This is a genomic window from Winslowiella arboricola (assembly GCF_025527015.1).
GTDB lineage: Bacteria > Pseudomonadota > Gammaproteobacteria > Enterobacterales > Enterobacteriaceae > Erwinia > Erwinia arboricola.
Genome location: NZ_JAODIM010000034.1, coordinates 56820 through 80087 on the forward strand (window position 1 = coordinate 56820; position 23268 = coordinate 80087).

At 54.1% G+C, this 23268-nt stretch carries 20 protein-coding genes; 13 read left to right on the top strand and 7 right to left on the bottom strand.

Features of this window, described 5'->3' with window-relative positions:
• Nucleotides 1–257 precede the first annotated feature (257 nt).
• The gene (locus N5923_RS02820) at nt 258–1610 is read left to right on the top strand and encodes a HEAT repeat domain-containing protein (protein WP_267141055.1); all 1353 of its coding nucleotides are present in this window, start codon (nt 258–260) and stop codon (nt 1608–1610) included.
• Between the two features lie 36 nt (nt 1611–1646).
• On the opposite strand, the gene N5923_RS02825 is transcribed toward N5923_RS02820, so the two are convergent.
• Nucleotides 1647–2597 carry a LysR family transcriptional regulator gene (locus N5923_RS02825; protein ID WP_267141056.1) on the bottom strand — a complete coding sequence of 317 codons (951 nt, stop codon included), beginning with the start codon at nt 2595–2597 and terminating at the stop codon, nt 1647–1649.
• A gap of 171 nt (nt 2598–2768) precedes the next feature.
• Between N5923_RS02825 and argH the strand changes: the two genes are divergently transcribed.
• The 10 genes from argH to araC all read left to right on the top strand — a co-directional run bounded on the left by argH (nt 2769) and on the right by araC (nt 14399).
• Entirely contained in the window at nt 2769–4196 is a 1428-nt protein-coding gene (argH, locus tag N5923_RS02830; RefSeq protein ID WP_267141057.1) for an argininosuccinate lyase, read from the top strand.
• A gap of 28 nt (nt 4197–4224) precedes the next feature.
• Nucleotides 4225–5103 carry an amino acid ABC transporter permease gene (locus N5923_RS02835; protein WP_267141058.1) on the top strand — a complete coding sequence of 293 codons (879 nt, stop codon included), beginning with the start codon at nt 4225–4227 and terminating at the stop codon, nt 5101–5103.
• 12 nt (nt 5104–5115) lie between these two features.
• Nucleotides 5116–5880: an amino acid ABC transporter ATP-binding protein gene (locus N5923_RS02840; RefSeq protein WP_267141059.1), complete on the top strand. Its 765-nt coding sequence runs from the start codon at nt 5116–5118 to the stop codon at nt 5878–5880.
• A 21-nt stretch (nt 5881–5901) separates the two neighbouring features.
• The gene (locus N5923_RS02845) at nt 5902–6723 is read left to right on the top strand and encodes an ABC transporter substrate-binding protein (protein WP_267141060.1); all 822 of its coding nucleotides are present in this window, start codon (nt 5902–5904) and stop codon (nt 6721–6723) included.
• A 2-nt stretch (nt 6724–6725) separates the two neighbouring features.
• Complete coding sequence (locus N5923_RS02850) at nt 6726–7574, top strand: polysaccharide deacetylase family protein (protein ID WP_267141061.1); 849 nt, start codon at nt 6726–6728, stop codon at nt 7572–7574.
• Nucleotides 7567–8448, top strand: coding sequence for a polysaccharide deacetylase family protein (locus N5923_RS02855; protein ID WP_267141062.1), 882 nt, complete (start codon nt 7567–7569; stop codon nt 8446–8448). The genes N5923_RS02850 and N5923_RS02855 overlap by 8 nt, the downstream gene beginning before the upstream one ends.
• Nucleotides 8445–9800 (top strand): MmgE/PrpD family protein, encoded by a 1356-nt coding sequence (locus N5923_RS02860; protein WP_267141063.1) that lies wholly within the window; start codon nt 8445–8447, stop codon nt 9798–9800. Before N5923_RS02855 ends, N5923_RS02860 begins: the two co-directional genes overlap by 4 nt.
• Before the next feature lie 175 nt (nt 9801–9975).
• On the top strand, nt 9976–12015 hold the full coding sequence (locus N5923_RS02865) for a beta-galactosidase (RefSeq protein ID WP_267141064.1): 2040 nt from the start codon (nt 9976–9978) through the stop codon (nt 12013–12015).
• Nucleotides 12012–13436 carry an MFS transporter gene (locus tag N5923_RS02870; RefSeq protein WP_267141065.1) on the top strand — a complete coding sequence of 475 codons (1425 nt, stop codon included), beginning with the start codon at nt 12012–12014 and terminating at the stop codon, nt 13434–13436. The genes N5923_RS02865 and N5923_RS02870 overlap by 4 nt, the downstream gene beginning before the upstream one ends.
• 96 nt (nt 13437–13532) lie before the next feature.
• Nucleotides 13533–14399: an arabinose operon transcriptional regulator AraC gene (gene araC / locus N5923_RS02875; protein ID WP_267141066.1), complete on the top strand. Its 867-nt coding sequence runs from the start codon at nt 13533–13535 to the stop codon at nt 14397–14399.
• A gap of 50 nt (nt 14400–14449) precedes the next feature.
• On the opposite strand, the gene N5923_RS02880 is transcribed toward araC, so the two are convergent.
• Both N5923_RS02880 and speB read right to left on the bottom strand, forming a co-directional pair.
• Complete coding sequence (locus N5923_RS02880) at nt 14450–15538, bottom strand: iron-containing alcohol dehydrogenase family protein (protein ID WP_267141067.1); 1089 nt, start codon at nt 15536–15538, stop codon at nt 14450–14452.
• Nucleotides 15539–15550: 12 nt separating this feature from the next.
• Nucleotides 15551–16513 (bottom strand): agmatinase, encoded by a 963-nt coding sequence (speB, locus tag N5923_RS02885; protein ID WP_267141068.1) that lies wholly within the window; start codon nt 16511–16513, stop codon nt 15551–15553.
• Nucleotides 16514–16791: 278 nt separating this feature from the next.
• On the opposite strand from speB, the gene N5923_RS02890 reads away from it, so the two are divergent.
• Together N5923_RS02890 and N5923_RS02895 are read left to right on the top strand one after the other, a co-directional pair.
• Nucleotides 16792–17691 carry a LysR family transcriptional regulator gene (locus tag N5923_RS02890; RefSeq protein ID WP_267141069.1) on the top strand — a complete coding sequence of 300 codons (900 nt, stop codon included), beginning with the start codon at nt 16792–16794 and terminating at the stop codon, nt 17689–17691.
• Nucleotides 17692–17778: 87 nt separating this feature from the next.
• Entirely contained in the window at nt 17779–18090 is a 312-nt protein-coding gene (locus N5923_RS02895) for a hypothetical protein (protein ID WP_267141070.1), read from the top strand.
• Between the two features lie 36 nt (nt 18091–18126).
• On the opposite strand, the gene fic is transcribed toward N5923_RS02895, so the two are convergent.
• From fic to N5923_RS02915, 4 genes are all read right to left on the bottom strand, one after another.
• Nucleotides 18127–19227, bottom strand: coding sequence for a protein adenylyltransferase Fic (gene fic / locus N5923_RS02900; RefSeq protein ID WP_267141071.1), 1101 nt, complete (start codon nt 19225–19227; stop codon nt 18127–18129).
• A gap of 215 nt (nt 19228–19442) precedes the next feature.
• Entirely contained in the window at nt 19443–21029 is a 1587-nt protein-coding gene (locus N5923_RS02905) for a methyl-accepting chemotaxis protein (RefSeq protein ID WP_267141072.1), read from the bottom strand.
• A gap of 172 nt (nt 21030–21201) precedes the next feature.
• The gene (locus N5923_RS02910; protein ID WP_267141073.1) at nt 21202–22578 is read right to left on the bottom strand and encodes a HAMP domain-containing sensor histidine kinase; all 1377 of its coding nucleotides are present in this window, start codon (nt 22576–22578) and stop codon (nt 21202–21204) included.
• A gap of 1 nt (nt 22579) precedes the next feature.
• Complete coding sequence (locus N5923_RS02915) at nt 22580–23266, bottom strand: response regulator transcription factor (RefSeq protein WP_267141074.1); 687 nt, start codon at nt 23264–23266, stop codon at nt 22580–22582.
• Nucleotides 23267–23268: the final 2 nt, after the last annotated feature.

Sequence of the window (23268 nt, forward strand, 5' to 3'; positions counted from 1 at the left end):
TACTGGCTAAATCTGTTGATATAAATTATTGCCACGTTACAGCGTTATTTTAATGTTTTAAGTAATGATGCTTTTATTAGCTGGGGTTTGAGTAGATAATTAGAACGATGAACACCACGTCTGGCAAAATGCTGGCCATCAAACTGGATAATGGCAGAGTCGAAAGCTGTTTGGTGAGTAAAACGTTGATGGAGTAAAACCTCCTTATTTTGTAGTTTTTGACTTATCATCTCCCAACATCAGAATAAGGATAATAAATGGCTGCAAGCGACTTTTTCTTACAGCGTCAGCTTGATGCGCTGATGGCTAAAGCTGTGAATCAGGACGACCAACTGTGGGTAAAGACGGATCAACATCCGGTGAAACGTCTCGAGCAATTAGCCCGGCATTATAACGGACATATCCGGCAGCGTGCCGTATTGCGCCTGGGTTATATGCATCAGTCTTCCTCACTGCCAGCGCTGATTGAGCGGGCCAATGACTGGGCTGCCCCGGTTCGTACAGCTGCGCGCCAGAGCATTCGGCGATATATTACGCTGCAGGATGCCGTGGTACTGGTCAACTGTCTGCCCGATTTTTACCGGCTACTCAACGGCGAACGGGACGATCATCAGCGGCTGGTGGATGAAGTGATCCAATTTTTATCTTTGCCGCAGAATCGGCCGAGGTTGCTGGATGGCGTCTGCATTGCTGATAAAAACATTGCACGGATTGCGACACAAGTGCTGATTGAGCAACAGCTTTTCCCGCCGGAGATAATTTTTCAGCAGGTCAGCCAGCAACAGGATTGCATGGTCAGGCTGATGGCTGCTAAAGCAGTGCTTAGTCACTGCGCAGCCGTAACCACCGGGAGAATGCAGGAACTGCTCCGCGACAGTTATCCACCCATCAAACAGTTAGCGCTGCATTACGTTATTAACCAGAAAGCGGAGGTTTCACTGCCGTTACTGCATTTATTACTGCTGGATCGCAACGAATTGGTACGCAAGCGCGCAGCCAGACTGCTGGACGCAGGTGGGCTGTCACCGACAGAATATTATCTGTCGGTGTTTAACGATAGCAGCCGCAGAGTGGCTGAAAGGAGTTTAGCGCTGCTGGGGCTGGATGAGCAAAAATACCCTCCGGTGGAGGAGCTGGCATTAAAGAGTCTGGACAGCCAGCAGCCGGGGATGTACAGGGCGGCTTTACGGGTAATTGTCTGGCACCAACAACAAGAGGCGCGGGAAATATTACTTGAGGCAATCTCCTGTCCATCGCCAGTGATTGGGCGGATGGCTTGCCGGCAATTTATCAAACTTAAACTTTTTCTCCTGCCAGGCGAGCTGCAACCTGTGCTGGATACGCATCCCAGCGCCGATCGTCAACGGCTTTGTCTGGCACTGGCCAGCAGCTTAAACCTGTGGGATAGCCTGATCTTCCTGCTCAACAATGCTGCAATTTTTGAGAAGTCATTAACACAACAGGCGATCAGCGGCTGGAAAGTCAGAGCGAACCGTAGTGGAAATCAACCTGACGCAAGGCAAAAAAGAGAACTGCTTGTTCTGCTTGATCACTGTTCTGATGATTTATTCAGAGGGAAAGATTATCTGCAGAAGTTGTTATCGTCATAATCAGCGGCGGGGCAGTGCCCCATCCCGGTGCACCTCTTAACCAATCCCCAGTGCATCCATAAACAGCGTGATCAGCTGATTTATCTTGCGCCCTTTTTTTATTATCAGGCAGAAGGGGGTTTTAACCTGAAGTTCATCCGGCCCAATCGCCCGCATCTTTTTCCCCTGCACATAACGCTCTGCATAGTGCGCTGGCAGATAGCCAATAAAATGTCCGGTAAGGATCAGCATGGCGACTGCCTCAACCTGGACAGCCTGAATTTTGCTGCTGTTAAAGGCAAAAAGCTTATTGTTATGGCGATGTGTGACATAAGTGTGATTGATTATTTTTTGCTGTTTTAATATTTCAACAGAGATGCTGTTATTTGCCTGTGAGAATAACGGGTGTTGATTGCTGCAATATAAGCAGGAAGTTTCGGTATAAATAGCGTAATAATCAAATTCACTTTTCTCATCATATACCGGCGCAATGGCGCAATTAAATCGCTCCTCATTTAATCCCTTCTCTATATCATCCAGATGCGCGGTTTGCAGGCGAATGTTTACTTTTGGTGCAGCGTTATGCAGCTGCTGCACCGCTTTGGTTACCGGTGATTGCGGGTCGGAAATCGTATTGTCTACCACGCTGATATTCAGGTCGCCCAGCACCTCGTTGCGGCTGTTGTGCAGGCGTTCGCGGAAGATATTCAGTGAGGCAAACAGCTCCAGCGTGGCCTGATAAACCGTGACGCCATATTCTGTCAGCTCAAAGCCCTCGCGCCCGCGGCTGCAAAGGGTCATTCCCAGTCGGATCTCTAAATCGGAAAGCTGCTTGCTGATTGCTGCCAGGCCAATATTCAGTTCATGGCTGGCCGATGTCAGGCCGCCCGAATCTACCACGCATTTAAATACACGTAATAACTTCAGATCGACATTGTTAATGGACATTGATGAATTATCGCTGCGCGCATAATTCATGTTTCCTGTGTTGGAAACCTTACTTTCCATAATAAATATTCAACCCCGGAAGAAATACAGTGAAAGTAAGAGTGAACCTGAATTAGCCGCTAATTACCAGCTGGCAAATTAAAATAACTTTTAATTATCGCTCGCGCCCCGGTCAGAGGATTTACTTATTATCTGGCTGTGAGGGTGAAGCCGCGCAATGAGAGAGGAATTATGTCTGACAGTGCCGATCGTTTATGGGGTGCCCGTTTTAAAACTCCGCCTGCCGCCGCCTTAACCGCGCTGTCACGCAGCCCTGAGTACTATTTTGCTCTGGCGCCGTACGATCTGGCTGGCTGCCGGGCGCATGCTCACGAACTTCAGCGGGCGGGCCTGCTGAGCGACGCGGAAACCAGCGAAATGGTTGCCGCCATCGACCTGCTGGACGCTGACTATCGCGCCGGGAAAGTGGATCCGATCTACGCCGATGAAGACGTGCATACTTTTATCGAACGTGTGCTGACCGAGCGCCTTGGCGCGCTGGGTGGCAAGCTGCGTGCCGGACGTTCGCGCAATGATCAGACGGTGAACGATCTGCGCCTCTACCTGCGTGACAATGTGCGCCGGATTACTACCGCCTTGCTGGCTTTGCAACAGGCGCTGGTCAGCCAGGCCGAACAGCATGCCAATACCCTTGCGCCGGGCTTTACCCATCTTCAGCAGGCGCAGCCGATTGTGTTCGGTCATCAGTTAATGGCCCATGCGCAATCGTTCTCGCGTGATATTGAACGTATTCAGGACTGGGATAATCGCAGCGCCTTCTCGCCGCTGGGCGCCGCAGCGATGGCCGGTTCCGCGATAGCTCGCCGCCCGGAGCTGGCAGCACAGGAGCTGGGGTATCGCGCGCCGTGCGAGAACTCGATAGATGCTGTTGCCAGCCGCGATTATGTCGCCGAGTTCCTGTTTATCACCAGCATGATTGGCGTCAACCTGTCGCGTATCAGCGAAGAGATCTGCTTGTGGACCTCACGTCAGTTCCGCTGGGTCGAAATCAGCGATAGCTATGCCACCGGCAGTTCGATTATGCCGCAGAAGAAAAACCCCGATATTGCCGAGCTGACCCGTGGTCGCAGTGGCCGCCTGATCGGTAATCTGACGGCGATGCTCGCCACCATGAAGGCGATGCCGCTCTCGTATAACCGCGATCTCAGTGAAGACAAACGCAGCGCCATCGATTCGGTGGATACGCTGCTGCTGGTACTGCCAGCGATGGCCGGCATGATTGACACCATGAAGGTTAATCAGGCGGAACTGCTGGCGCAGGCGCCGGAGGGTTTCACCCTGGCGACCGAAGTAGCCGACTGGCTGGCGATGCGCGGCGTGCCGTTTAAAGAAGCCCATGAAATTACCGGCAAGCTGGTGCAGCTGTGTGAGTTCCATGGTCATGGTCTCTCTGAACTCACTGATCAACAGCTGGCGGAAGTGGACGCACGCCTGACGCCGGAAGTGCGGGCGGCGCTGACGCTGGAAGCGGCTATCCATTCGCGCGACGGTTTCGGCGGCACCGCGCCGGCGCGCGTCAGTGAGCAAATTAATCGTCTGAAAGGGCGTATGCAGCAGCAGGCCGAGTGGGTGAGTGCTTACAAGGGCCCTCGTCTGTAAACCCTTAGTATTGAACCCCGGAGCCGCAATGAACAGTTCGCAAAACGTTAACCTGGCGGGAAGTCACGAGCAGGCCGAACAGGCTTACGACCTTAAACAGTACCAGGTGGTGCCGCGCCGTTATTACGGACGTATTACCGCAACGGTGGTGATTATTCTGCTGCTGGCCTCGCTGGTACATGCCTTTTCACAGGGCAAAATCGAGTGGTCATTTGTCGGCCAGTTCTTTACCGCGCAAGCAATTCTCGATGGCGTGGTTAACACCCTGGTGATGTCGATTCTGGCGATGGCGCTGGGCATCGTGTTTGGCGTGGTGGCGGCGATTATGTATATGTCGCCGAACCCGGTACTGCACTATATCTCGGTGGGTTATGCCTGGGTATTTCGCGGCACGCCGCTGATCCTGCAACTGCTGTTGTGGTTTAACCTCGCGCTGGTGTTTCCGGTGATCTCGATTCCCGGCGTATTCAGTATTGAAACCGTCAATGTAATGACGCCGTTTGTCGCGGCACTGCTCGGGCTGAGCATCAATCAGGGCGCCTACACCTCCGAGGTGGTGCGCGCCGGGCTGCTGTCGGTGGATACCGGCCAGTATGAAGCGGCCAAATCGATCGGTATGCCACGTCTGCAGGCGCTGCAACGCATTATTCTGCCGCAGGCGATGCGCGTGATTTTACCGCCGGTGGGCAATGAGTTTATCAGCATGATTAAAACCACCAGCCTGGCGAGCATGATCCAGTACTCCGAGCTGCTCTACAACACGCAGAACATCTACTACGCCAATGCGCGCGTTATGGAACTGCTGTTTGTGGCCGGTATCTGGTACCTGATTATCGTCACTGTGTTGTCGTTCGGGCAGAGCCGCCTTGAGCGGTACTTCTCTCGCGGCCAGCGCCGCCGTAACTAAGGAGATTACGCGATGAGAAATATCGTCAGAGCGGTTGAGGTAAATAAGTATTTTGACCACTTTCATGCCCTGAAAGACGTCAGTCTGGAGGTCAACTACGGTGAGGTGATGTGCATTCTCGGCCCGTCAGGCTCCGGTAAAAGCACCTTTCTGCGCTGTATTAATCAGCTGGAAAAGATCGATCGGGGCGGGATCTGGATCGATAACGAGCTGGCGGGTTACCGCATTGCCGGTAACAAACTGCATTCGCTGAGTGACAAGCAAATTGCCCGCCAGCGTCTGCAAACCGGCATGGTCTTTCAGCGCTTTAACCTGTTTCCGCATAAAACCGCGCTGGAGAATGTGATTGAAGGGCCGATGCACGTCCTGCTGCGTCCGAGACGTGAAGCCACCGAAGAAGGGATGGCGTTGCTGGATCGCGTCGGGCTGGGCAATAAAGCCCACGCTTATCCGCAGGCGCTGTCTGGTGGTCAACAGCAGCGCGTGGCGATTGCCCGCGCGCTGGCAATGAAACCCAAGCTGATGCTGTTTGATGAGCCAACCTCAGCGCTCGACCCGGAAATGGTCGGCGAGGTGCTGGCCGTGATGCGTACGCTGGCGAAAGAAGGAACCACCATGGTTGTGGTGACCCATGAAATGGGCTTTGCCCGCGAAGTGGCTAACCAGGTGGTGTTCATGGATGAAGGTCGCATTATCGAGCGCGGTGCGCCCGAAGACATTTTACTGAATCCGCAAAACCCGCGGATGCAGAACTTTATCTCCGCCATTCTTCTTTAAACCATAACCAGGGAAATCCAGATGAAAAAGATCGTGCTTTCTGCCGTTGCCGCCGCCGTTCTGCTGCAATCCACTGCCTGGGCCGCTGAGCTGCCAGCAGCAATTAAATCTAAAGGAGAGCTGACGGTGGCGATTATGCCGAACTACCCGCCGATGGAGTTCAAGGATCCGGCCACCAATACCCTGACCGGTGTCGACGTCGATCTTGGTAATGCGATTGGCGAGAAGCTGGGCGTCAAAATCAAATGGCAGGAGATCGCCTTTGAACAGATGGTTAATGCGGTGGCGACTAAGCGCGTGGATATGGTGATGTCCGGCATGACCGATACCGTTGAGCGGCAGAAAGTGGTCAGCTTTATCGACTATTTCCAGACCGGCCCGCAGTTCTACACGCTGGCGGCACGCAAAGATATCAACACTGCAGCCGATCTGTGCGGTAAAAAAGTCGGCACCAGCCGTCGTACCACTTTCCCACAGGAAATTGCCAAATGGAGCGCGGCTAACTGTGAAGCCAAAGGCAAACCGGCGATTATTGTGGTAGGCGCCGAAGGAACTGCCGATGCGCGCACCCAGCTGCGTCAGCGCCGTTTGGATGGCGCGGTACAGGGCAGCGAAACCCTGCCTTACGTGATGGATCTGGAGAAAAATACCTATAAGCCACTGGATCAGTCGATCGCTTTCCAGCTTACCGGCATGGCGATTGATAAAAACGATCCGGCGCTGATTGCCGCGGTGCAGGGTGCGGTTAACGATCTGATCGCCGACGGCAGCTACGTCAAAATCCTTAGCAAATGGGGTCTGGCGGATAACGCGATTAAAACCGCGACGGTTAACGGGAAATAACCATGACTGCACCTGACGTCCGTCCGCGCTGGCCGCAAGGCAGGCAGGGCTGCATGGCGCTGGCTTTTGATCTCGACGGGCCAACCGGCGATGCGATGCTTAATGGCAGCATCTGGCAAAAACCGGAGTATTTCACTTTCGGTGGTTACGGTCCGTTTCGTGCGCTGGGCAGGATCCTCGATCTGCTGGAGCAGTATCAGCTACCGGCCACCTTCTTCATTCCGGCGTGGGTGGTTGAGCAGTGGCCGCAGCAGTGCGCCGCAATTGTCGAAAAAGGGCATGAAGTGGCTTATCACGGCTATCGCCATGAGTCCTTTTACGCGTTAAACGGTGATCAACAGCGTCAGGTAATGGCGAAATCGCGCGAGATTTTCTGGCAGCACCTCGGCATTCGTGCCGAGGGTTTTCGCACGCCATCAGGCGACTGGCATCAGGAGACCCCCGGCGTATTACTGGATGCGGGCGTGATCTATTCCAGCAGTATGCGCGGTGACGATCGGCCGTATGCCATCAGCGTGCCGGGCTATACGCAGCCGCTGGTGGAGATCCCCGGAAAATGGGAGATGGATGACTACGCCTCGCTGGCTTACACCCGCGAGCCGGACTTTCCCAAAGGGCTGGATCGCACCGCCAGCTATGCCCTGACGCTGGACAACTGGTGTCGCGAATTTGATGGTGCAATGGACGAGGGTCTGTGTCTGACCACGCTGTTCCATCCGAAAATCAGCGGTAAACCGGGTCGCATTCTGCTACTGGAGCAGTTTATTGCGCATATGCGTCAGCGCGACGTCTGGTTTGCACGCTGCCGCGATGTCGCCCACTGGTATCTGCAGGAGCAGCAGCATGACTGAACAGACTCGCTGGCCGCAGGGTCAGCAATCGGCGGTGGTGCTGACCATCGACTTTAACGATATTCACGGCATTCTGACGCAAACCCCGGCGGTGGCCGGGCGCGATAAAACCTTATCGGTCTGGCGTTACGGCACGCTGCGCGGTGTTGATCGGCTGCTGACATTGCTGGCGGAAAAAAAGGTGCGCGCCAGCTGGCTGGTGCCAGCGATTGTAGCGGCCGAAAACCCTGACGTGTTTGCCCGTATCGTCGCGGCCGGACATGAAATTGCCTGCAGCGGCGATCGCCACCAGAATTTTGATACGCTGACGCTGGAACAGCAAATCGCCAGTGTCAGGCAGGGTTGCGACCAGCTGGCCGCCGCTTGCGGCGCGCGGCCGGTGGGATTTCGCACGCCAGCCGGACAGTGGAAACCGGGGCTGGCGGCGGCGCTGAGTGAGGCCGGTATCCGCTGGTCATCCAGCTGGCGCGGCGACGATTTACCTTACTTCCATCCGGCGACACGGCTGGTGGAACTGCCGATGCATTATGAGCTGGAAGACGAACCCTATTTCGCCTTTAACCTCAGTCCGGCGGTGCCGCCGGGTCAGTCGCGCATCGCCTCTTATCAGCAGACGCTGGAAAATATGCAGCAGGATTTTCGCGGCTTCCACCGCTTTGGTCTGTGCTATGTGCTGCGCCTGCACCCGGAAATTATCGGCACCGCCGGGCGCATCGGTCTGCTGGCTGAATTACTGGATTTTATCGCCGGACACCAGCAGGTGTGGATAGCCAGCGCCGCCGAGGTCGCCGACTGGTGGCAAACCCAGCCTGATAATCTGCCCGAGCATCCGGCAGAAATTTTCCAGCGGCAGATTATGGAGCAAACCCCATGAGTCAGTTAATGGACGATCTGGCCGCTTTTGTCGCCAGCACCGGTTTTAGCGATCTGCCGCCAGATCTGGTGGCGCGTGCCAAACGTCATATTCTTGATACCTTTGGCGCCACCCTGGCGGGCAGCAATAGCCCCATCGCGCAGGCGGTGCAGCAAACGGTCGCCGCAGAAGGTTGCACGCCGCTGGCCAGCGTCTGGGGATGTGGCTGGCAAACCTCACCGCGCAATGCCGCCTGGCTAAACGGCGTCGCGGCGCATATGTATGAGCTGGATGACACCGGTGGTTGCGATCACTCTGGCGCTGTGGTTTTGCCTGCGGTAATGGCGCTGATACCACAGTGTGCGGCGCCGGTTTCTGGTCAGGCGCTGATCACTGCGGTGGTGCTGGGTTATGACGTGGGTCGCCGGGTGCTGGAAGCCTGTGGGGGTTATGCGGCGCACAATGAAGCAGGCTGGCACTCGACGGCCACCTGCGGCGTATTTGGCGCAGCCGCCGCAGCCGCCTCATTACTTCAGTTAAATCAGAACCAAACCGCGCAGGCACTAGGCATTGCCGCCAGCTTCAGTAGCGGGCTATGGGGCTTTATTCACGATGGCTCGCAGAGCAAGAAACTGCACGCCGGACGCGCGGCGGAAGGGGGCGTGCTGGCCGCGCTGCTGGCGGCCAAAGGCATTACCGGTCCCGGCCAGACCTTTGACGATGTCTGGGGTGGTTTTCTGCAAACTTTTGCGCCCGCCAGCCGCCAGCCAGCCGCGTTGACGGCAGAACTGGGGCAGGTATGGAAGCTTAATCGCTGCTCGATTAAGCCTTATGCTTCCTGTCGCGGCACCCATTCGGCGATTGATGCTGTGGGTCTGCTAATGGCTGAGCATAACTGTGGCGCTGAACAGATCGCCCGCATTGATGTTTATCTTAATCCGTTCCTGCTGGATATGTGCGGTAATACGGATCTGCAAAGTCTGGCGGCAGCGCAGATGAGTCTGCCTTATGCGCTGGCGGCGCGGGTGCTGTTTGGTCATGCCGGGCTTGATGCGTATGACAGTGATAAGCGCGCCAGCAGCGAGGTAGCCGCTATGCTGGATCGCATCACACTGCATATTGATCAGCAGCAAGGCAGCAGTGATGAGCCGGTGGTTGAACTGCAGACACGAACAGGGGAGCGCTGGCGCCAGCATGTTGCCGTGCCGCTGGGCGCGCCGGCCAATCCATTAAGCGATACCGCGCTGCTGGATAAGTTTACCCAGCTGGCAAATCGGGTGCTGACGCCGCCGCAAACCCGCACATTGCAGGACTACTGTCTGACGCTGGAGCAGCAGGCGGATATCAGTGAGTTGCTGGCGTTACTGAAGTAACGCTGGCCCGGCCGCAGGAGAGGTGTCCTGCGGCCACCACTGTCATTATGTGATCCAGATCCGGGTCCGCTCGCAGCAGCAGATTTCTTTATGTTGACGACAGTCGACTACAGCTTTGCTTTATCTGTTTCCGCTAAGTTAGCTGCATATTTTCAGCGGCATAATCGAGGAAGCAATGGAGAAGATCTGGTTTGGTACAGCCTACTATCGCGAATATTTGCCAGAGGAGCGTCTGGAAAAAGATATTGCGATGATGAAGGCGGCTGGCATCAATTATGTACGTATTGCCGAAAGCACCTGGAGTACTTACGAACCTCAGGAAGGCGAGTTTGATTTTTCCCCCGTGCTCACCGTCCTCGACCGCATGCATGCTAATGACATCAGCGTGATTATCGGTACGCCAACCTATGCAATCCCGGCATGGCTGGCGAAAAAACACCCGGAAGTGATGGCGACTACGCCGCAGGGTGTAAATAAATATGGCCCACGGCAAAAGATGGATATTACAAGCCCTGCCTACCGCTATTATGCCGGGCGCATTATTCATCAGCTGTTATCCGCCACCGCCAGCCATCCTGCTGTAATGGGTTTTCAGGTCGACAATGAAACCAAATACTATGAAACCAGTGGCCATCACGTTCAGGTCGCTTTCGTTAAGCATTTGCGTAATAAATTCAACCACGATCTCGCTGCGCTTAACCGCGCTTTTGGCCTCGATTACTGGAGCAATCGTGTTGACGCCTGGGAAGATTTTCCTGCGGTAGACGGCACTATCAATGCCAGCCTCGGTGCGGAGTTTCGCGCCTTTCAGCGCCAGTTAGTCATCGACTTTCTTGGCTGGCAGGTAGATCTGGTTGGACAATACAAATCCGAACAGCAGTTTGTTACACACAATTTTGACTTCGACTGGCGTAACTGGTCTTTCGGTATCCGCAGCGAAGTAGATCACTTTGCCACTTCCCGTTTGCTGGATATCACCGGCGTGGATGTCTACCACCCCGGGCAATCGCGCTTAACCGGGGCGGAGATCGCCTTTACCGGCGATATTGCCCGCACCACCAAAGATCAAAACTACTTTGTGCTGGAAACCCAGGCGCAGGCGTTTAAAGACTGGACTCCTTATCCTGGCCAGTTGCGTTTACAGGCGTTTAGCCATATCGCCAGCGGCGCGGGAATGGTGGGTTACTGGCACTGGCATTCGATCCATAACTCATGGGAAACCTACTGGAAAGGTTTGCTCAGCCATGACCTGCTGGCTAATCCGGTATATGAAGAAGCCTGCGAAATCGGTAATGCACTTATTAAACTGTCGCCGACACTGGCGGGGTTAAGCAAAAGCAATCGCGTGGGGATGCTGGTCAGCAACCGCTGTCTCACTGCGATTGACTGGCACCCGTGGCAGGGGCATCAGTTTGGCGGTGATAAAGCGCACCAGTATAACGACCTGTTTCGCAACTGGTATGACGCGCTTTACCGGCAAAATATCGAAGTGGATATTCTCGATGCTGATGATCTACGGGCGCTGCGCTACGAGGTATTAATTGTACCGTTGCTGTATAGCGCTTCTGATGAGCTGTTGGAGCGTCTGAATCGTTTTACAGAACAGGGCGGGCAGGTCATTTATTCGTTTAAATCCGGCTTTGCCGATGAAAATTTACAGGTGCGCACCGCTCTGCAACCGGCCATTATTGGTGATGCTTGCGGCGTTTCTTACCAGCTGTTTGTCGAGCCGGATGAAGTGCATTTATCCACCGAAACCTTTGCACTGGAAGGGAAGGTGGGCCGTGTCACTGACTGGATGGAGTTGCTGCAGCCCACGTCGCCAGATACCGAAATTCTGGCGCGTTATCAGCACCCTTACTGGGGAAAATATGCCGCGATTACGCGTAATCGTTTTGGCAAAGGTTCCGCCACCTATATTGGCTGCCATCTCTCTTCGGCGGCAATGGAACAGATATTTGCCACGCTATTTGCCACGGCAGAATTACAGCCGCTGACTTCAGATTATGCTTTCCCGCTGATCGTGCGCAAAGCCAGTTCGCGCCAGCAGCAAAGTCTGCGTTTTATCTTTAACTACTCCTCCACCCCGCAGAAAGTGAAAAATCCACTGGCGCGGGCCACTTCACTGCTGGATCACCGTCAGGTAGAGCCGGGTGAGGAACTGCAAATCGCGGGGTGGGATCTGGTGATTTTAGCCGGTGAGGAAGCGCTATGAAATCAATAACCACCGCCAGCGTCGCGCCAGTGGGGTTGCGGGAACGTCTCTCTTTTGGGCTGGGTGATTATGGCACCAACCTGACTTATACCCTGATGGTGACCTTTCTCGCTTACTATTATACCGATGTGGTGGGTGTTTCGGCATTACTGGTCGGCTCGCTGATGTTTTTTGCCCGCGTACTGGATGGGATCCTCTGTATCTGGGTAGGCATCCGTATCGATAAAACCCAGACACGCTATGGCAAGGCCCGGCCATGGGTGCTGTGGACCGCGATACCCTTTGGTTTTTCAACATTTCTGCTGGCCTGCGTGCCGGAAGCCAGTTATGCAATCAAAGTCAGCTGGGTTTGCGTCACCTATCTGCTGGCCAATATTCTTTTTACTGCAAATAACATTGCTTACGGTTCACTGCTGGCGTTAATCACCCGCGATACCGTGGAGCGCGGTATCTTGAGTGTTTTCCGTAAAGGTCTGTCCACCTGTGGTTCGCTGACGGTTGGCGTCGTCACTCTGCCATTGATTGCCTGGCTTGGTGACAGCCACGGCGCGTGGATCACGGTGTTTGCGGTGTATGGCTTCTTTACCGCCCTGTTTCTTACCCTCACCGCACTGGGCACCCGGGAACGTATTAAGCCAGTACGTGAGGATAATCGTAAGCAGATTGCCTTTAAACGCGTCTGGCCTGCAATACGGGTAAATCGCTACTGGATGATCATCTTTTTCTATTTGATGATTACCTTTACTGGTCTGACGGCAATCAGCACGGTTAGCGTCTATTACTCCAAATATATTCTGCAGGATATTTCCATGATGTCCTGGATTAGTGTGGCGCAATATCTGCCCGGCTTACTGACGCTGCTGGTGATTCCCTCGCTGATTAAACGTATCGGGAAACGCAATCTGGCGCTGCTGGGATTAACCATTTGCACTATTGCCTACCTGATACCTTTGTTAAATCGCCAGGATGCGTTGTTTGTGATTGTCGCGACGGTGATCCGCAGTATAGGTTTTTGTGGTATCGGGGCGACGATGTTCGCGTTCCTCGCTGACACGATTGATTACGGCGAATGGAAATCAGGTTTGCGTATTGAGGGGATTTTATTTAGTGCCGGTACGCTGGGGCAGACGGTGGGCATGGGGCTGGGTACCGCCAGTGTTGGCTGGATGCTGAGCTTAGCCGGTTTTACCAGTGGCGGCGGCGTCCAGCCGGCCAGCGCCATCCAGATGATCCAGTTTTTGTTTATTTTCTTCCCGGTTATTCTGGCGCTGCTGAATATGATACTGCTGTACTTCTACAAACTCGATGCCATTTACCCACAGGTTGCGACCGACCTGGCGCATGGAAAGTTCTCATCCCACGTACCACCGTCATCCGTGGCGCTGCAAAGCGGACCCGACAAACAGCAGTACCAAAGTTAAATCCGAAATGGTGTGAGATGTGAGAGACCGCGCAGCAGATATTGTCTGCTGCGCTATTCTGCATAGTCCGTATTCTGTCTGGCAGGAAACGCGCTCATGGCGCAATTAGAAGAAGCTGGTATTTTGAATTTCACCCCCTTGTTCAGGCGTTTTACCTTTAATGCCTGGATGGTCGCTGGATTTACACCTATTTCGCGCGGCAGTAAGCTCGATTTTTATATCAACCGCGCCAGCGGGATGAAAGGGCATATCCTTAATCTGACCCTGCGTGGCCAGGGGAAAATCTACACGCCCAAAGGTAGCTTTATTTGCCAGCCTGGTGAGCTGCTCCATTTTCCGGCGGGTGTTCCGCATTATTATGGCCGTGATGAGCAGAGTGAATTTTGGGATCATCTGTGGATCTATTTTATTCCGCGCACTTACTGGCTGGAGTGGTTGCAATGGAATCAAAGTGTGGAAACTATTGGGCGGCTGGCGCTGTCGTCAGCGAGTGGGCTGGAGCAGATGCAGGCACGTTTTATGGAGGTGATCCAGCTGAGCTTCAGCGACGAGCCGCTTGCGGAAGCATTAGCCATGAATGCAGTGGAAAGGGTTATCCTTGAGTGTTATCGCGCTCAGCCTGACCTTCATCCGTCACGTATTGATCCGCGCATCGCAAGACTTTGCCAGTTTCTTAATGAACATATGGCAGAAGAGACCACCGTTGAACAACTTTCACGCCGGGCCTGCCTTTCTCCCTCACGACTGGCGCATCTTTTTAAAGAAGAGACCGGCCAGACCATTTTTGCATGGCGTGAGAAACAGCGTATCGCCCGTGCATGTGAGTTATTGCAGAAAACCAGTTTCGCCATCACGCATGTGGCACTTACCGTTGGCTATAACGACCCGCTCTACTTTTCCCGCCTCTTCCGCAATCATATGGGCATCAGTCCACGTACTTATCGTAAGAAGTATGAGATTTAACCCGCGGGTTATCACGCTGCGGGACAGCTTATGAGAGCCGTCCCGCAGAATCAGAAGTGACTGCCCGCCAGTGTTTCCACACGCGCCATGGCCTGATACAGCGCCGCTTCGCTAACCGGATCGGCCATATTTTTCATATCTGACGTTGCCACCGATTCATGCACAATCACCGCCAGCTCTTCCGCGGTCAGTTCGGCAATTGCCGCCAGCGTCAGCGGGATCCCGCACTGATGCGCCAGCGCCATTTCACGCAACAACTCTTCATCGCTGCGGTTTTCCAGCGCCAGCAGGCACAGGTTGCCGTAGCCGACCAGCAGGCCGTGACCATATTCGCGGGTTTTATCACAGAAGGTAAAGCCTTCATAAATCGCATGTGATGCCGCCATATGCGCGCCGTTGCTCATTAGCGAAGTCATGCCGGCAAAGGTAAAGATCGCATCCAGCGCCTGATCGAGATGCTGATCCGGTTGCCCGCAACGCACCGCGGCGCAGGCTTTCGGACCGTGTTCTGCAATCACTTCATAACAGATCAGACTATGCGCCAGTGATGACTTCTCATTGGCGCCTGCGGGCGGATGGCGCTGACTGACGGCGCGGAATTCATACCATTTCGCCAGCGTGTCGCCAAGACCCGCGGCCAGCCAGCGCAACGGAGCCTGAGCCAGCAGCTCGCTGTCGATGATCACCGCAGCAGGCGCCTGGGGCAGGGGGAAAATATCGTAAAAATTACCCTCGTCATCGTAGCGAATGCTCAGTGGCGTAACGGCGGCGCAGGTGGCGGCGATAGTTGGCAGGGTGATCAACGGGATATTATGTTCGGCGCCAACCGCCTTACAGGTATCCAGCGATTTGCCGCCGCCTGCGGCGATAATCATATCGGCGTTAAGCGCTTTCGCCAGTTCACCGAGACGGGCGATTTGTCGCAATGAAGTTTCACCGCCAAACCATTCGCTGCCGACCAGTTCCACCTGCGCGTCAGCAAGCTGCGCACGCACCAACGGCTCTACAGCCTGCAACGCCTGATGGCCGCCGATCAGCAGGGCGCGTCGCCCCAGTTCGCGGCAGATGCCACCCAGCTGCTGTATAACACCTGCGCCACGCAATACACGCGCAGGGAAAACCAGATTTTGTTCAGACATGCCTGACCTTATTTAGTTGTATTTTACGCCGGGTAATACACAGAGCATTTCATAAAGAATATTGGCAGCCAGCTGCGAGGTGGTGCCGCTGATATCGTATGGCGGAGACACTTCCACCAGGTCGGCGCCAGTCAGATTCAGGCCGCGACAGCCACGCACAATCTCCAGCCCCTGAATCGAGGTCAGGCCGCCCACTTCCGGCGTGCCGGTGCCTGGCGCCCAGGCGGGATCGAAGCTGTCGATATCATACGAGAGATAGACCGGGCCGCTGCCCATCTGCTCACGTACCTGTTCCATTAAAGGCGCCATCGACTGATACCAGCATTTTTCTGCTGGCACCAGGCGGAACCCCTGATCGACGCCCCACTGGAAGTCGCCTGCATCGTAGCCCTGCGCGCGTTGACCAATCTGGATCACCCGCTTCACATCCAGCAGACCTTCTTCTACCGCGCGACGAAAGGTGGTGCCATGAGCGATCTTTTCGCCAAACATTTCGTCATTGGTATCGGTATGCGCATCAACATGGATTAACCCCATCGGACCATGTTTTTTTACCAGCGCACGCAGGATTGGCAGCGTCAGGGTGTGGTCACCGCCCAGCGTCAGCGGCACTAACGGAAAGGCATTCAGTTCACTGTAATAGTCTTCAATAATCTGCACCGATTTATGCAGATTATAGGTGTTGATCGGCACATCACCGAGATCCGCCACGCGCAGTGAATCGAAGGGCGCAGCGCCTGTCGCCATATTGTAGGGACGAATCATCACGGAATCGGCACGGATCGCACGGGGTCCGTAGCGGGTACCGGCACGCTGAGAGGCGCCAATATCCAGCGGAATACCAATAAACGCGGCATCCAGACCATCGGGGCGTTCTGCGGCGGGCAGACGCATCATGGTGCCGCGTCCGGCAAAACGGGGCATATCGTTGCCGCTCTGCGGCTGCGGAAAGTCGTTATCGCTGTTCGGGTGCATCAGGTGTAGCCTCCGGAGAATGAAAAGGGTATCAGCCATCATCTGCCGGATAAGCTTGAGAAAAAATCATTGAGAGCAAATAATCAGTTCAGAGATTACTTAACTTTATCCTGAATAGTCGAGTTGCAGCGCGGCGGCGACAGAGAGTCTGATGTAGGGGCGGCGTTCTCGCCGCCCTGCTGATGGTTTGCACTGTGTCAGCCATCCGGACGGGAGCCGATAACGGCTCCCCTACAGGGTTTCCGCTGCCCTTTTTTTGCCAATCCGAAGGAAACACCGTGAGCGCCAGCCGCCTGCCAAACCTGAAGTTGCTCACTATTTTTGCCACCGTGGCGCGTTGCCAGGGCTATTCACGCGCGCAGCAGGAGCTGAATATGACCACGCCGGCGATCAGCGGTTATATGAGTGAACTGGAGCAGCGGCTGGGGTTTGTGCTCTGCCAGCGTGGACGCGGCGGCTTTTCGCTGACCCCTCGCGGCGAGCAATTTTTGCAGTACAGCCTGCAATTACTCGGCACGCTGGCGGACTTTGATCGTCAGGTCGAAGGGCTGAAGAGCGAGCAGGGCGGTGTTTTCTCGCTGGGAGTGGTTGATTCCCTCTCTACCGATCGCCGGCTGGGGCTGGCGGAGAGTATCAACCAGTTTAGTGAGCGTTTCCCGGCGGTGTACCTTAATCTCTCGGTGCGCGACCCCAATGAATTGCAGCAGCAGGTGCTGGATAACCGGCTCGACCTGGCTATCGGCCATTTTCCGGTCAACGTTAATAATCTGGTGACGCTGCCGCTGCATCACGAACAGCACTGGCTCTACTGTAGCGACAGCCATCAGCTGTTTAACCGTGCTGAGCAGGATATGGGTGATTTGCATCGCTACGGTTTTGTCACCCGCAGTTACTGGAATCAGGCCGAGCTGGCGCGTCGGGGGTTTAAAGCCAGCGCCGCCTCGGTCGAGAGTATTGAAGCGCAGCTGATTCTGATCTTATCAGGTAAATATATTGGCTATCTGCCTGAGCACTGCGCGCAGCCCTGGGTGGAGCAAGGGCAGCTAAAACGCCTTTTGCCGCAACAGTTTAGCTATCAGGCGCCATTCTCACTGATTTTCCGCCGTGGGCGCAGCCGTGAAATGCTGATCAGGGCGTTCCGCGACCTGGTAAAAGTGCGGGTGGCGGCGGAGCAGTAGTGGCTGTGTTATTCAGCATCAGCTTGGTGTCATGCCTGAAGAGCATATCCGTCAAAGGCAGACAGCCGACGATTACGGGGTAAAACGATGAGTTGTCCATATTGTCAGGATCTTTGCGTTAAATACATTATTCGTACACCGGCGGATCTGCGTAAGGCGATCCGTATTGCCGCTCAGGCAGTCAGTGAGGGGATAATCTGTGAAGCTGAACTGCAATCGCAGTGGAATCAATTTAGTTTTAAGCAATGTGCTGAAGGTATGGCATGGGGAGATATCGTTGATTACCATTTTTTATGTAACCGCTGCCAGACACAGTTTGTTTTAGGCGCCGAAACGTACCATGGCAGCGGCGGCTACTGGTCACCGGAAACGGAAAAACCCACGGCAATTATTGATTAATCTGTTGCCACAGAACTCAGCCCGACAGCCGCGCCGTCAGTAAGCCACCACCGCGTTTTCATCCCTTGTCATTAATTGTATTAGCCGGGGATGAACATAGAGCTTTTCGCGACCAAAACTAATTTCATTCAGCACGCCAATTTCACACAACTGCTTCAGATAGACTGATGCCGTCTGGCGTCGTGCGATGCCATTATCAATCAGGTTCGATATACGACAGTAGGGCTGTTCAAAAATGATCTGCACCAGTTCGTGGCTGTAGATTTTGGGCAGAGATTGCCGAATATGTGATGTGGTGACCGCCAGCAACTCGCGCACGGCGGCAATTTTTGCTGTGGTCCATATTGAGGTCGCTTCGACAGCCTTCAGCATAAACAGAATCCACGGTTCCCAGTCACCTGAGGCGGTCACGCCACGTAGCAGATTATAATAATCCGCTTTATGGCTGACGATATGGCGACTCAGATAGAGGATCGGCAGGGTCAGCAGATCTTTTTCTATCAGAAACAGAATGTTGAGAATACGGCCAGTCCTGCCGTTGCCGTCCGGAAAGGGATGAATGGCTTCAAACTGGTAATGGGTAATCGCCATTTTCACCAGCGGATCGATATCATCTTCGGCGTGAATAAAACTTTCCCAGTTACTCAGCAGATCGCGGATAACGCTTTCACCCTCTGGAGGCGTATACACCACCCGTTGATCGCTGCTGACTAATCTGGCACCAGGCACCCGGCGGATATCCATCTCTGCATTTTTTAACGTTCGGCAAATCTTTACTGCCGTCGAGGTGCAGAGAGGCCGTTCATAGAGATTTTTAAAGCCATCATAGAGCGCAGTACGATAGCGCAATGCTTCTTTAGTGGCAGGATCCGCCTGACTCTCTTCCTGCGAGAACTGAAAAAGCTTGTCCGAGGTGGTAACGATATTCTCAATTTCGGAGGAGTCTTTGGCTTCCAGCAGCGGAATCAGATTGATCAGTAACCCCTGGTCAGGCAGCAGCTCTCCGGCCTGTTTAAGCTCAGCCAGCGCCGCACGGGCTTTAATACAGGCTTTAAGTACAATCACAGACTCCAGCTGTTCAGCATGCGGTGGCAGCAGCGGCAGCTGGTTGAAGGGTTTTTCAGCATCCCATGACATAGGTTTAACCCTCACGCAGAGTTATCGACAGGTTTACGGAACATGTCGATGGAATAAACATGTTTCAGTAATATGTCGATAAAAAGCGATTTTATCGACATGTCCTCAGTGGCATGTCGATACCATAAACATGTCGCAGAGGTATGTCGATAAAAATCGATTTTATCGACACGTTTTTAATTTGTGTCGATGGGATAAACATATCAACCAGAGTGTTACCCGATACGATCTTCGCGTAACTTAAACACCCTGACCATTTCCAGCAGCTGTTCTGCCTGCTGCTGCATCGAATGAGCCGCCGCAGAGGACTCCTGCGACAGGGTGGCATTTTGCTGGGTAGCGGAGTCCATATGGGTGATGGCGACATTGACCTGATCGATACCGCTGCTCTGCTCATTACTGGCCATAGAGATAGTATCCACCAGCTGGCTGACACGCTGCACGCTGCCAACAATCTCCGCCATTGAGCTGCCCGCGCTTTTCACCAGCGTATTACCCTGATTGATACGGGTTACTGAGTTATCGATCAGGGTGCCAATCTCTTTCGCTGCCGTGGCTGAGCGTTGGGCCAGAGCCCGTACTTCAGCCGCGACCACGGCGAAACCACGTCCTTCACTGCCAGCGCGCGCCGCTTCGACCGCCGCATTCAGCGCCAGGATATTGGTCTGGAAGGCAATACTGTCAATCACCCCGATAATGCTGCTCATCTCGCTGGAGAACTGGTTGATTTCACTCATGGTCTGCACCACTTGCTCCACCACTTCCCCGCCCTGATCGGCGGCAGAGCTGGCATCACGGGTAATATCGCTGGCGATACGTAAGTTGTCGGCGTTATTTTTCACCACGGATGTCAGCTGCTCCATCGATGCCGCGGTCTCTTCGATTGCGCTGGCCTGGGCCTCGTTACGCGCGGAAAGTTCGCGGCTACCGATGGCGATCTGGCTGGATGCGGTGGCGATGGTTTCGGTGCCGGAGCGAACGCCAGCGACAATCCGCGTCAGATTGCTGTTCATCTCCTGCAGGGCCTGCATCAGTTCCGCCGTTTCATCGCGACCACTGACCGTGATGGTGGTCTGCAGATCGCCGGAAGCTACGGTGCGGGCAATCGATACTGCCTGCGCCAGCGGACGGGTGATGCTGCGAATCAGCCACCAGGTAATCATAAAACCGGCAACCAGCGTCAAAGCCATCGCCAGCATCAGCATCAACCGGGTCTGCTGATAGAGCGCAAGGTTACGGGCATCGGTCTGCTGGCGGATAAGCGCAGCCTGTTTCAGCGTGCTGGCCACCATCTCATCAATCATTCGTGTGGGTTCGCGGTCAATGCCGGATACCAGCTTATCCACCTGCTGCGGGCTGGCGGCATCCTGAATATGGTATTGCTGCAGAGCCGCAAGGTAATGCTTTTCCAGTTCGGAGTGCAGGCTACGTGTCTTGAGCACCTCGCGGGTGCTGATGCCAATTTGTGGCAGCAGCTTGCTTAGCTCATCCAGTAATGTCTGGGTTTTCTGGCTCTGTTCAACAAAGGCTTGCTGGTATTTATCGAATTGTTCCTGTCCCTGAGTGCCGCGCAGCAGGGTGTTTTTCCACTCCTGCACCTGAATCTTGAACTGCACCTGCGCGTTCCGCGCGGTGTCGATGCTGTCTGAAATAATTTTTTCCGTCGCCAGAATACTCTGGTTATGCGCCAGCCCGTCGGCGTTAACGGACAAGCCGCGCATGCCAATAAACAGGGTCGCCAGCAGCAGAACAGACGCCAGCAGACCGAGGCGTTGTCCGATGGTGAGATGATTTAGTTTCATAGCGTTCAGTATTTCCCGGGTTAATAAAGATCAAAATCGTGCGCCACTGGCATATCGACTGCGCAGCGGCCCGGCTTTAATCTGCCCGACAGCGGAAAACTGGAAGAATTAGCGATAAGTGATTGGTGTGAATTATAAAAACCCTGTTTATGAAGTTTTTATGACATCTGTTTTAGCTGGCAAGATAATGAATGATAAACTCGGCGCCACGCGGCGTATTATGCGCGGTAATTTGCCATTTATGCGCCTGTGCAATCTCTTTACAGATAGCCAGACCGAGACCGGTTCCCTCCGTGCCGGCATTCGCCGCTCGCCAGAAGCGATTAAACAGCATGGGAAAATCATCATGATGAATACCCGGGCCGTTATCCTGAATATGGATGGCTTTGGCATCGATAACTACGGTAACTGCCTGATTCGCAGGCGTGACATTAATAGCGTTTTCGACGATATTTTTTAATAAAATAAACAGCGCACTTTCATCGGCATTAATTGCCGGCAGCGTTTCCGGCGCGTTAACCAGCAGTTGTACCTGATGCCTGGCTGCTTTCAGCTCAAGATAGTCAATAACATCGTGAGAGACGGCGATAATATCGGTTTTATCAAACAGATAGTTTTGCGATTCACTGACTTCCGCCAGGTGCAGTAGCTGCCGCACCTGCCTTGCCATCAGATCGATTTCACGGAAGAGCAGATCTTTATTATTAATTTCCGGTTGCAGCTCAATCTGACCTCTTAACAGGGTTAACGGTGTCTGTAGCTCATGCGCGGCGGACCCTAAAAACTGCTGCTGGGCGCTGAAACCGGTCTCTAACCTTTCCAGCGCCTGATTAAACGCGCCAATCAGCGGCTTTATTTCGCTGGGCATCTCTTTTTCTTCTAAACGGGTTTTTAAATTCGCTGGCGTGATCGACATTGCTGCATTTGAGGCGCTATTAAGCGGGCGTAACACCATGCGGATAGTAAAAGGAAAGGCGAGGCCAAAACCGATAACGGCGATTAATACGGTGATTGCCGCGATATTGGGCAGCGGGTCCAGTTTCATATCCACCACCGTTTCACCAAAATAGTTACTGGTGGCGGTCTGTACATAAAATCGCCGATCATTATGATAAATTTTAAGACTGTAGAGATCGAATGGACGATGATCAAAAGTTACCTGGCGGTGGGCGCCAGTGGCTGAAGAGGAGAGGAGATCCTCCGTCGGGAAATGGTAAATATCGCTGTGTGAAGAGAGCAGCACCCGGCCTGATTCATCCAGCACCCGGTACATAAACTCGGTTGATGCCACATCAAACAGCCATGCCGTGCGTTTATCCACCTGGATTGCGGTTGGCTGACCCTGCTGATTATATTGCAGCCCTGCGGCCACACTTTCTGCGGTTTCTTTGTTGTCATGCATCTGCCACATTTCCAGCGGTGAGTGGCTGAACATATACAGAATAAGACTGACAATCACCGTCAGGCTGATCGATAACACGGCAACGCTGGTCACCCATAATCTGAATGCCAGGCTGCGGCTCCAGTAATTGAAGCTATTTTGTCGCATTTTAATCGTTTAACTCCAGCGGGAGCAGGGCGAAGCCGACGCCGCGTACGTTAACAATTTTGGCCAGTACGCCGGCACGCAGCAGCTTTTTGCGCAGGCGGTGGACGCTAACCTCCAGCGCATTAGGCGTAACCGCGTCGGCCAGACCCCACGCGGCATGCTCCAGCGTGGCATGGCGCACGGTATGCCCCTTGCCTTGCAGCAAGGTCTGCATAATTTGTAGCTCGGGCGAGGAGAGTAAAATCGATTTACTGGCGCAATGCAGCATCTGTTGCTGCGGATCCAGCGTCATATTGGCGAAACTCAGCGTCAGCGCCATAGTTTCGACGGGGCGGCGCATTAACGTGCGCACGCGGGCGACCAGCTCACTCATCGCAAAAGGTTTGCTGACATAGTCGTCGGCGCCGCTTTCGAGGCCATCAATGCGATCGTGCAGCGCATCGCGTGCGGTCAGCATCAGACAGGCGGTCATCTCTCCTGACGCCCGCCACTCTCTTAAAAACGCAAGGCCGTCGCCATCAGGCAAGCCACGGTCGATAATAATCACCTGATAGCGCGCCTGGTTCAGGCCATATTTCGCCTGGGAGAGGGTTGAGAAATAGTCTGTTTCGATCCCCGCAGCCGACAACGCCTGACCAATCATGCCGGCAAGTCGCAGGTTATCCTCGATAAGTGCAACGCGTGACATAG

Excerpts from the sequence above, each read along its gene's own strand:
- N5923_RS02820 (WP_267141055.1), top strand. The coding sequence starts at position 258 with ATGGCTGCAAGCGACTTTTTCTTACAGCGTCAGCTTGATGCGCTGATG.
- N5923_RS02825 (WP_267141056.1), bottom strand. The coding sequence starts at position 2,597 with ATGGAAAGTAAGGTTTCCAACACAGGAAACATGAATTATGCGCGCAGC.
- argH (WP_267141057.1), top strand. The coding sequence starts at position 2,769 with ATGTCTGACAGTGCCGATCGTTTATGGGGTGCCCGTTTTAAAACTCCG.
- N5923_RS02835 (WP_267141058.1), top strand. The coding sequence starts at position 4,225 with ATGAACAGTTCGCAAAACGTTAACCTGGCGGGAAGTCACGAGCAGGCC.
- N5923_RS02840 (WP_267141059.1), top strand. The coding sequence starts at position 5,116 with ATGAGAAATATCGTCAGAGCGGTTGAGGTAAATAAGTATTTTGACCAC.
- N5923_RS02845 (WP_267141060.1), top strand. The coding sequence starts at position 5,902 with ATGAAAAAGATCGTGCTTTCTGCCGTTGCCGCCGCCGTTCTGCTGCAA.
- N5923_RS02850 (WP_267141061.1), top strand. The coding sequence starts at position 6,726 with ATGACTGCACCTGACGTCCGTCCGCGCTGGCCGCAAGGCAGGCAGGGC.
- N5923_RS02855 (WP_267141062.1), top strand. The coding sequence starts at position 7,567 with ATGACTGAACAGACTCGCTGGCCGCAGGGTCAGCAATCGGCGGTGGTG.
- N5923_RS02860 (WP_267141063.1), top strand. The coding sequence starts at position 8,445 with ATGAGTCAGTTAATGGACGATCTGGCCGCTTTTGTCGCCAGCACCGGT.
- N5923_RS02865 (WP_267141064.1), top strand. The coding sequence starts at position 9,976 with ATGGAGAAGATCTGGTTTGGTACAGCCTACTATCGCGAATATTTGCCA.
- N5923_RS02870 (WP_267141065.1), top strand. The coding sequence starts at position 12,012 with ATGAAATCAATAACCACCGCCAGCGTCGCGCCAGTGGGGTTGCGGGAA.
- araC (WP_267141066.1), top strand. The coding sequence starts at position 13,533 with ATGGCGCAATTAGAAGAAGCTGGTATTTTGAATTTCACCCCCTTGTTC.
- N5923_RS02880 (WP_267141067.1), bottom strand. The coding sequence starts at position 15,538 with ATGTCTGAACAAAATCTGGTTTTCCCTGCGCGTGTATTGCGTGGCGCA.
- speB (WP_267141068.1), bottom strand. The coding sequence starts at position 16,513 with ATGCACCCGAACAGCGATAACGACTTTCCGCAGCCGCAGAGCGGCAAC.
- N5923_RS02895 (WP_267141070.1), top strand. The coding sequence starts at position 17,779 with ATGAGTTGTCCATATTGTCAGGATCTTTGCGTTAAATACATTATTCGT.
- fic (WP_267141071.1), bottom strand. The coding sequence starts at position 19,227 with ATGTCATGGGATGCTGAAAAACCCTTCAACCAGCTGCCGCTGCTGCCA.
- N5923_RS02905 (WP_267141072.1), bottom strand. The coding sequence starts at position 21,029 with ATGAAACTAAATCATCTCACCATCGGACAACGCCTCGGTCTGCTGGCG.
- N5923_RS02910 (WP_267141073.1), bottom strand. The coding sequence starts at position 22,578 with ATGCGACAAAATAGCTTCAATTACTGGAGCCGCAGCCTGGCATTCAGA.
- N5923_RS02915 (WP_267141074.1), bottom strand. The coding sequence starts at position 23,266 with ATGTCACGCGTTGCACTTATCGAGGATAACCTGCGACTTGCCGGCATG.